This window comes from Nocardiopsis sp. NPDC055824 (assembly GCF_053616335.1).
The window spans coordinates 67,892-76,482 of the sequence record NZ_JBSHDN010000009.1; the positions used below are offsets into that span (position 1 = coordinate 67,892).

At 71.1% G+C, this 8,591-nt stretch carries 11 protein-coding genes; 10 read left to right on the top strand and 1 reads right to left on the bottom strand.

The features are described 5' to 3' along the window. Positions 1–103 precede the first annotated feature (103 nt). From ACWGL3_RS04460 to ACWGL3_RS04505, 10 genes are all read left to right on the top strand, one after another. On the top strand, positions 104–2,419 hold the full coding sequence (locus ACWGL3_RS04460; RefSeq protein WP_452460882.1) for a hypothetical protein: 2,316 nt from the start codon (positions 104–106) through the stop codon (positions 2,417–2,419). Between the two features lie 133 nt (positions 2,420–2,552). Beyond that, positions 2,553–3,209, top strand: a complete 657-nt coding sequence (locus tag ACWGL3_RS04465) for a hypothetical protein (RefSeq protein WP_452460883.1) — start codon at positions 2,553–2,555, stop codon at positions 3,207–3,209. Positions 3,210–3,251: 42 nt separating this feature from the next. Beyond that, on the top strand, positions 3,252–3,425 hold the full coding sequence (locus ACWGL3_RS04470; protein WP_452460884.1) for a hypothetical protein: 174 nt from the start codon (positions 3,252–3,254) through the stop codon (positions 3,423–3,425). An 89-nt stretch (positions 3,426–3,514) separates the two neighbouring features. After that, positions 3,515–4,312 (top strand): hypothetical protein, encoded by a 798-nt coding sequence (locus ACWGL3_RS04475; RefSeq protein ID WP_452460885.1) that lies wholly within the window; start codon positions 3,515–3,517, stop codon positions 4,310–4,312. A gap of 92 nt (positions 4,313–4,404) precedes the next feature. Further along, a complete protein-coding gene (locus ACWGL3_RS04480; protein WP_452460886.1) occupies positions 4,405–4,653 on the top strand; it encodes a hypothetical protein in 249 nt (82 codons plus the stop codon). A gap of 93 nt (positions 4,654–4,746) precedes the next feature. Continuing rightward, a complete protein-coding gene (locus ACWGL3_RS04485) occupies positions 4,747–5,499 on the top strand; it encodes an NUDIX domain-containing protein (protein WP_452460887.1) in 753 nt (250 codons plus the stop codon). Then, positions 5,496–5,642 carry a hypothetical protein gene (locus ACWGL3_RS04490; RefSeq protein WP_452460888.1) on the top strand — a complete coding sequence of 49 codons (147 nt, stop codon included), beginning with the start codon at positions 5,496–5,498 and terminating at the stop codon, positions 5,640–5,642. The genes ACWGL3_RS04485 and ACWGL3_RS04490 overlap by 4 nt, the downstream gene beginning before the upstream one ends. Further along, positions 5,639–6,013: a hypothetical protein gene (locus ACWGL3_RS04495; RefSeq protein WP_452460889.1), complete on the top strand. Its 375-nt coding sequence runs from the start codon at positions 5,639–5,641 to the stop codon at positions 6,011–6,013. Before ACWGL3_RS04490 ends, ACWGL3_RS04495 begins: the two co-directional genes overlap by 4 nt. 71 nt (positions 6,014–6,084) lie before the next feature. After that, positions 6,085–6,606 (top strand): hypothetical protein, encoded by a 522-nt coding sequence (locus ACWGL3_RS04500; protein WP_452460890.1) that lies wholly within the window; start codon positions 6,085–6,087, stop codon positions 6,604–6,606. A gap of 324 nt (positions 6,607–6,930) precedes the next feature. Continuing rightward, entirely contained in the window at positions 6,931–7,398 is a 468-nt protein-coding gene (locus tag ACWGL3_RS04505; protein ID WP_452460891.1) for a hypothetical protein, read from the top strand. Between the two features lie 506 nt (positions 7,399–7,904). On the opposite strand, the gene ACWGL3_RS04510 is transcribed toward ACWGL3_RS04505, so the two are convergent. Then, positions 7,905–8,591: tetratricopeptide repeat protein (locus ACWGL3_RS04510; protein ID WP_452460892.1), on the bottom strand; the 687-nt coding region annotated here is incomplete at its 5' end.

Consider the following 8,591-nt stretch of genomic DNA (forward strand, 5'->3'; position numbering starts at 1 on the left):
TGCTCCCGGGGGCCGCCCGCCCGGGCGGCCCCCGGGCCGGTTGACCCCCCTCCCCTGCCGGGGGCGGGCGGTGAGCCGGTCACGACCGAGAAAGGAGACGGCCATGGCCGCCAGCACCACCACCAAGAAGCCCGCGAAGCCGAAGAGAAAGCCGCTCACCAAGGCCCAGCGAGCCCAGCTCGACCAGGCCCTCAAGGACGCCGCGGCCGCCGAGCTGGTCAAGATCGAGAAGCGGATCGGCCCCCCCGAGCGGATGTGGGACCGCATCCGCCGCATCGAGGAGGACTCGCTTCGCTCGCGCCTGCGCCTGCAGTCCCACCCCTGGGTCGTGGCCGGCGCCGTGGTCTCGGTGGCGCTGATCCAGCAGGTCGCGGCCCTGGCCGTGGGGCCGCTGGCGTGCGCCGCGTTCACCGGCGCCCTGATCGCCGCCGCCGTGGCGCTGCTGCGCCGGCGCACCCAGGGCACCTGGGCCGAGGCCGGGGCGTGGATGCGCGAACACCCGGTGCGCACCCTGGTGATCTCCTGCGCGGCCTGGTGGTGGATCGTCGCGTCCGTGCTGGTCGGCTTCGAGGGCGCGCACCTGCTCGCCACGACCGGCGGGTGGGCGTTCGTCGCGCTGAGCGCGCACTGGTGGCGCACCCACCGCATCGGCTACGGAGCCGCCCGCACCGCCCTGCCCCAGGTCCCGTCCGATGCGGTGGCCGCGCACTACGCGGCCCTGTGGGACCAGCACCTGGCGGGCACCTCGGGCGGGGAGTTCGCCGGGACCGCGCTGATGCGGCACCGGACCACCGAGTACGGGCACACCTGGGACGTCAAGCTGCGCCCGGGCTCCCGCGGCCTGGACTCGCTGCACCAGAACCTGAGCCAGGTCTCCACTGCCCTGGGGGTGGCCCGGAAGTACATCTCTCTGTCCGAGCACGAGGAGGAGCCCGACAACCCGCTGCTGGCCACCTTGCGGATCACCACCAACAGCCCCACCAAGGGCCCGGTCGGCATCGACGTCGACGAGAACGGGGTGCCCACCATCTTGGGCACGCCGGTGTGGGATCCCGAGAGCGGCGACATCACGGTGGGCCCCTACGCCGACGGCATCGGCATGCACACCTGGGGCCTGTACCGCGCCAACAGCCTGCTCGGCGGCTACCTCTTCGGCGCCCAGCGGTCGGGCAAGTCCGAGTTGCTCAACCTTCTGGCGCTCGGGGTCCGGCTGACCGGGAACACCACGATCTGGTACCTGGACGGGCAGGGCGGCACCCAGCCCACGCTGATGAAGTGCGCGGACTGGGACGCCTCGGAGAGTCGGGCCCGGCGCCGCCTGGCCCTGGAGGCCGCCGCGATCGTCATCCAGGTGCGCGGGCTGACCAACAAGGCTTCCGGCTCCAAGGGGTTCACCCCCCGTCCCGACCGGCCCGGCCTGGTGCTGTTCCTGGACGAGTCGCACGAGACCATCCTGGACGACTACGTGCGGGTGCCGGTGCCTTCCAAGCGCGAGCTGGACAAGGGTGAGGCGGAGCTGGACCCCGGGTTCGGTCACCACACCAACGCCCAGCTGGTCAACATGATCACCCGGATCGGCCGCAAGGTCGGGGTGGCCATCCTGGCGGCCTCCCAGGACACCGGCCTGGCGGCGTTCGGCGGCGACCGGGTCATCCGCGGCAACCTTTTCACTGCCAACGCCGGGCTGATGAAGTCCGAGGACGCGATCTCCGCGCAGATCGCCCCCAACGCCGCCATGAGCCCCACCGAGCTGCCCGCCGGCGGCGGGTACGGGGCAGCGGCCAACGAGACCGGCCAGGACGGCGGTGTCACCGCCCGTCGGGCCATGTGGCGGGCGGCCTACACCGAGGACTTCGCCGAGCTGATCGAGGCCGCAGGGCCGTGCCTGCCCCTGGAGGAGGAGGCCGCGTACTACATCGACCAGCTCCTGGACGGGGCCTACACCAAGCGGCACGAGACCTCGGCCGAGGAGCGGGCCGAAGCCGCCGGTGAGGCGGTCCGCGCCGGAATGGACGGCAAGCTCTCGGCGGCTGAGGTCCTCTTCGGCTCCCCGCAGGTGTCCAGGCCCGCCGCCCCCAGCGGAGGGGACAGCCTGCTGGGCTTCGGGAACCTGGACGACTTCTTCACCGAGGTCGAGGACCACCTGGCCGAGGTATCCGCGACCGGGGTGGAGCGGGTCCCGCCCATCCTGCTGCGCGCCCGCGAAGCCATCGTGGACGCCGACGACACCCGCATGCACACCGAGGCCCTGGCCGCGGCGCTGGGCCTGACGGCCGCCGCGATGCAGGAACAGCTGCGCACCGCCGGGGTGCGCCCGCTCAAGCGCGCGTTCGTGCGCGGCGGCCGCGAGGCCCGCGGCTACGAGGTGTCCGACATCGACGCCGCCATCGCCGCCCACGCCGACGCCGACGTGGCCTGAACCGGGTGATGGCCCTGCCCACCGGACCCCCACCAGGGGGCCGGTGGGCGGGGGGAACACCCGGCCCACCACACCCGGGCCCCGCCGACCGGAGAGGCTCCGCTCGACCCACCCGCGACCCACAGGAGTGCACGTGCCTGCCCAGACCCACCCTTGCGGCCCGCTGACCGCCCCCATCGGCACCGAGCCCGACGGCACCCCGGTGCTGTGGCACCTGACCGACGACCAGGGCCGCCCCGCCCACGGACTGATCACCGGATGCGCAGGAGGCGGAGCACCCGCCCTGCTCACCCGCATCATCAGCGCCGCCACCCGGGCCGGGATCACCACCTGGCACCTGGACGCCGGCGCCCGCCCGGCGCCGCCCGCCACCTGGCACACCGGCGACGCCGACGAGTTCATGCACACCCTGGACGGGCTCGTCCGGGCCCGCCTGCAGCGCCGGGCGGACGCCGAGCCGCTCCTGGCCCTCATCGACCACCCCGGCGCCCTGGACGCCTACGGGGCCACCCTCCAGGCCATGGCCACCGTCGGAGAGCTCGTCCAGGTGGGGCTCGTGCTGCGGGCCACCTCCCCGCTGCGCCTGCCCCGGGTGCTGCGCGAGATCACCGCACAGTCCCAGTATGTGGCGCTGGGCCACAGCACCCACGACGCCAGCGCCCAGGACTTGGTCGCGGTGCTGCCCGACTACACCGCCCCCGTCCCGGGCCCCGAGCGCGCCAACGAACGCGGCCGGGGCCGGTACGGGCACAGCGGTTCCTGCCGCCCGCTCACCCTGACCGCCAGCTGAGGAGACCAGCGTGTTCGAGCCCACCACCTGGTACCGGATCCGGTGCGACGCCCCGGGTGCGTACGTCTCCTCAAGGACGAGGACGGCAACCCGGTCCTGATCCCCAGCCCCGACCTGGACCTGGTCCCGATCGAGCTGCGGGCCGACGCCGACGGCAACCCCTGGACCCTCCTCGGAGTGCGGGCGCTGTGCCCGGGCCACGGCCACCTGGCCTGAGCATCGGACCCCCGCCCAGCCCGATCCACACGACAACGAGCCGCCTCACCCGCTGCGGGTGGGGCGGCCCTGACCACCAAGGAGAAGCGATGAACCCCCACACCGAGAACCACACGACCGCGAACCAGCAGGTGCCCGGGATCCTGCTGCGCGCCCGCGAGGCCTTCACGGCCTCCGACACCACGCGCATGCACATCCAGGACCTGGCGGCCGCGCTGAACATGGGCGACACCGACCTGCGGGAGCAGCTGCGTGCCGTCGGAGTGAATCCGCTCAAGCGCGCGTTCGCCAGCGGCGGCCGCGAGGCCCGGGGCTACGACCTGTCCGGCATCAGGGCGGCCATCGCCGCCCACACCCGGCCGACCGAGACCAGCGTCCCCATCGGCCCGGCGCAGCCGCCCGTCGCCCCCGCCTTTGAACCCCGGCCGGAGGCACTGGTCAAGGCCGCCGCCGCCGACGCCGCCGTCGACCTGGCCCGCACCGACTCCGGCAACTCCACGCTCGCCACCACGTCGGGCGTGGTGCTGACCATCCTGGTCGGCGCGGCCGGTCTCACCACCGCCGACGCCTCCTACCCCGTTCCCGCGCTGGTCGCGATCGGCGCGGCCGCCGTGTGCCTGACCGCGGTCCTGGTGGTGCTCGCGGCGGCCTCCTGGCCCCGCCGGGGCGGCACGGGCGGGGTGCCGTACTACGCCGTGCGCACCCCCGAACAGCTCGTGCAGGACCTGGCCGAGACCGCCCCGGTGCTGTGGCACGCCGAACGGGCCGTGGTCAAATCCCGGATCGCCACCCGGCGGCACACCGCGCAGCGCTGGGGGTGGGTGCTGCTGGCCGCCGCGGGCGTCCTGCTGACCACGGCCACCATCCTCACCCTGGCCCTGCGCTGACCCCGGACGGCGCCCCTGTCGGCCCCGCCTCGTGCTGGGCCGGCGGAGGGACCGCCCGGTCCACACCCGACCGCTTCTCACTGGAGGACCTCATGCCCACGCCCATGACCACCGGAGACCTGCGCACCCTGCTCGCCGAGATGCCCGACGACACCGCCCTGTACGACGACATGACCGGCCGCCCGATCCTCGACATCCACGTCGGAGTCGACGGCGCCCTGGTGCTGGAGCTGGACGGCCCTGCCCCTGGCCCAGTCGTGAACTCCTTCGTCGGCAGCGGTGAGTTCAGCGGCGTGCTGATCCAGACCGGCGGCGACTCGCGCAGCACCATCCGTTTCTGACCCGCAAGCCACCCGCATGACGACGGCCCGCCCTCTCTCCGGCCAAGGACCGAGGGCGGGCCGCGCTACTCCCAGATCAGGAGCACACCCAGTATGAGCACCACGACGAACCCCACTCGCCGCCGCGGCCACATCGACCACCCCGGCGTCCCCGTTCCCGCCGCGCTCCGGCCGTGGAGCACCCCCTGGCCCGACTACGACCCCATCGACATCACCCCGGGCGCGCTGCGCGCCGACGTCCTGCCCGCGTGGGTCACCGACCCCTGCCACACCCCGCAGGAGGTCGCCGACTGGGGATGCCGCCAGGCGCGCGCCGTCGTGCCCTTCGAGGTCAGCGAGGGGGTGCCGCTCAACCCGTCCGGCCGCACCGGCCGGTGCGGCCGCAACCTGAAGTCGTGGGGCGAGAACTCGGCGGCGGACCCGATCGTGGTGGCCGGCCCCGACCACGCCCCCCAGCTGCTCCTCATCCGCCGCGACGACATCCACCAGTGGGCCATCAGCGGCGGCATGGTCGACCCCGGCGAGACCGCCCCGGCCGCCCTGACACGCGAGCTCCTCGAGGAGACCGGCGTGGACCTGCGGGGGATGGTCCCGCAGATCCTGATGCGCACCTACGTGGACGACTGGCGGGCCACCGACCACGCGTGGGTGTGTTCCACCGTGGCGCTGTACCGGATCCCCGGCGTCGTCCCGGCCGCGGCCGCCGACGACGCCGAGGACGCGGCCTGGTGGCCGCTGACCACGATCGAGGACCTGGCCGCCGCCGTCGAGCCGCACGGCGGGCTCTACGAGGCGCACCGGCCGCTGCTGTCCGCCGCCCTGGCGCAGATCGGAGGCCGGTCGTGACCCTGTTCATCGACCGCGACGGGGAGGCCTGGGAGGTCCCCCTGGACATGCTCCGCCACACCGAGACCAGCCGCATGATGCTCTTCGACGAGGTCGAGAGCTTCTTCGGACCCCTCACCGAACAAGAAGAGGAGACCCCTTGACGATCGCCACGACCTCCCCCGAGGCGCTGGTCGGCCAGTGGGTGCGCCTGGACCGCGACGGCGGCCGCCCCCCGCACCTGGGCGTGCTCACCCGCGCCACCCCCGACCCCGATATCCCGGGCCTGTGGCACTGGGCCCTACGCACCCCCACCGGCTACATGGTCGGCGGCCCCCACCTGCCCGCCGAACTGCTCACCTGCGAGTACCCCGCAGACGTCGCCCGCGCCCGACGTGCGCTGAGGCGCCAGCTCCACACCGACCGGGCCGTGCTCGCGGACCTGCTCGCGCACGCCGAGCCCGCCGGCCCCATGGCCCGGGCGGTCGCCGCGCTGGAGGAGCTGCAGGCCGCCCTGGACGCGCAGCTGTCCTGAGATTCACCAAACGCCGCCCGGGCCCCGGGCCCGGGCGGCATCCTGAACACCGACCCGAGGAGAAGACGACGATGACCGCGACCACCACCACCGCCGACGCCACGACGACCATGGACGTCCTGCTCGACCAGGGCGACCACAAGCACCTCAGCTTCCGCCGCCTGGCCACCGAGTGGGAGGTGCTCACCTTCCCCGGCGGCTTCCACGTGAGGCGCTTCGCCGGCCGCGACTTCGTCTTCGTCAACGGCGCCGCAGACATGCTGCAGTCGCTGTCCTTCACCGCGCTCGACCCGGCGTACTGGTCCGACAAGCTCACCGCGGGCACCGCGAAGAGCTGGTGCGAGAGCGACTTCAGCGAGTGGCTGGTCGAGGAGGCCCGCGACGTCCTGGGGCTGGAGTACGACGAGATCGACCACCTCCTCAAGGGAGCCGACCTGAGCACCGAGACCCGGGCCCGCGACGTCCTGGAGGAGGACTTCAAGGGCATGCGCTTCCCCGACCCCGGCGACTTCTACGGCTGGGACGACCGCTACCTGAAGAGCCTGAGCGCGGCCCACCACGGCCTGGCGCTCTACGCCGACCGCCAGAGCTGACCAAGCCCCCCGCCCCGCCATCCACCTCGTGTGGAGGGCGGGGTTTCGTCGTGTCCGGGGCAGGGACCGCAAAGTGCGGACCTCCGCAGTTTTGCCTTTTCCCAGGTAAGGGATCCGGTTCGCCATAGCCGCCGACTGCCCCCTCCGATCACGATCGCAGACCCGGATTGATGATCAAAATCACAATGTTACGCATGTTGTTAAAGGTGGTAGGCATGAATTGGCCAGCTCTGGACAGCGCATTAAAAAAACGATTTCTCGTGCGAGAATTTCCGAGTTGCCGTCAAAAGAAAAAGAAGAGAGTTCATGTTTAAAAAGTCTCTCGTGTCGATCGCTGCAACCGCAACCCTTCTAGGGTTGGTGTCCGCCGCCCCTGCGCAGGCAGAGGTGAGCACAGCGGAAGTCTCCGCTGCTGCGGATCGGTGCACCAGTACGATCGTGCGTGCCGGTGACCTGGACTGGCTGCAGAACCCCTATTGCGTCGACCCGCCAACCATTCGAACCGGTCCGACTCTGCGGGTGCCGAATACGTCGAGGATTATCGAGGTCCGCTACGGCCACTACCGCGACGTTCAGTATGGCTGGGCGCGTCTGACCGGCTCATACGCAGACAGCGATCGCATCATCCTTCAGGTCGACACGAACGGGGATGGCCTTACCGACAGATCGAGTCGTGAGCGCGTTGCCTCCGAGCGCCTGTGGACGTCGGGAACACCCACGCGCAACAACGTGAATTGGCAGTTCCGTGCTTGTGTCGTCATCACTGCCACTACGTGCACAGCCTGGGACTAGGGCCTGTTCTGGGTTGACCTGCCACTCCCGAACGCCCGGCAACAGGACAGGTGACCGGCGAGTAGCCCTTGCCGGACCGCTGCTCCCGAAGCTACGGCGAGGGGCAAGGTAGGCCGGGGCGAGAAGAGGCGAGTCTGACGGAGGCCGGCACCCTTTCGGGTGCCGGCCTCTTGTGTCCGGGCACGGGTCAGGCCACGGGGGTCCAGCCGGGGGGCGAGGAGGATTGCGACAGGATTTAGCGCTTCACGCCCCCGAAAGTCACGGTGAGATCACGACAGCCCCCGCGCAACGGGGCGTTGCGCGGGGGCTTCCCCGTGCCCGGATCCGTCAACCTAAGTTGTCTGTCCGCCGATAAGGTTCACTTATCGGGGGATAGAAACAACCCTCGACACCGCTACGGAATGACGTCCTGTCTGCTCCGTGAGAGTGCGTGCGGTACCAGGTGTTGTCTTGAGGCTGCCAGCCCAAGCTTGGTGTGCCAAACCCTGGTCCCGGAACGTGTCCGGTCAGCCCGGGGTGTCGGTGTCTGGCTCTTGTTGGATCAACGCGAGTAGATCCCGGGCGAGGGCTGCCCGGTGTTCGTCCCCAGTCGCTTCTAACAGGTCCACCGCCCGCTGTATCGCATCCGTCGCCTCAATCCGCCGCCCACCGTTCATCAGTGCCAGACCGAGGTTGCCCCACTCCCTCGCTACACAGTGGTCATCTTCCAACTGGTGGTACAGGTCGCGTGCGTGGGTATGGGCGTCGATCGCCCCGGCGAACCGACCCGCCTGCTGCAGCGCCAGGCCGAGGCTGGTCCACGCTGTTGCTTCGCCGTGGTCATCTTGCAACTGGTGGTACAGGTCGCGTGCGTGGGTGTGGGCGTCCATGGCTTCCTCGAACCGACCCACTTTTTGTAGCGCCGAGCCGAGGTTGTTCCACGCTCCCGCCTCGTTGTAGGCGTCATCGGATTGGTGGAAGGCCTCGTGTGCGTGGGTGTGGGCGTCGATCGCCTCCTCGAACCGACCCACCTTTTGCAGCGCCAGGCCGAGGTTGTTCCACGCTCCCGCTTCGCCGTGGTCATCTTCCAACTGGTGGTACAGGTCGCGTGCGTGGGTATGGGCGTCCATGGCTTCCTCGAACCGACCCACCTCTTGTAGCGCCGAGCCGAGGCTGGTCCACGCCGTTGCTTCGTTGTGGGCGTCCCCCATCCA

Excerpts from the sequence above, each read along its gene's own strand:
- ACWGL3_RS04460 (WP_452460882.1), top strand. The coding sequence starts at position 104 with ATGGCCGCCAGCACCACCACCAAGAAGCCCGCGAAGCCGAAGAGAAAG.
- ACWGL3_RS04475 (WP_452460885.1), top strand. The coding sequence starts at position 3,515 with ATGAACCCCCACACCGAGAACCACACGACCGCGAACCAGCAGGTGCCC.
- ACWGL3_RS04480 (WP_452460886.1), top strand. The coding sequence starts at position 4,405 with ATGCCCACGCCCATGACCACCGGAGACCTGCGCACCCTGCTCGCCGAG.
- ACWGL3_RS04485 (WP_452460887.1), top strand. The coding sequence starts at position 4,747 with ATGAGCACCACGACGAACCCCACTCGCCGCCGCGGCCACATCGACCAC.
- ACWGL3_RS04500 (WP_452460890.1), top strand. The coding sequence starts at position 6,085 with ATGACCGCGACCACCACCACCGCCGACGCCACGACGACCATGGACGTC.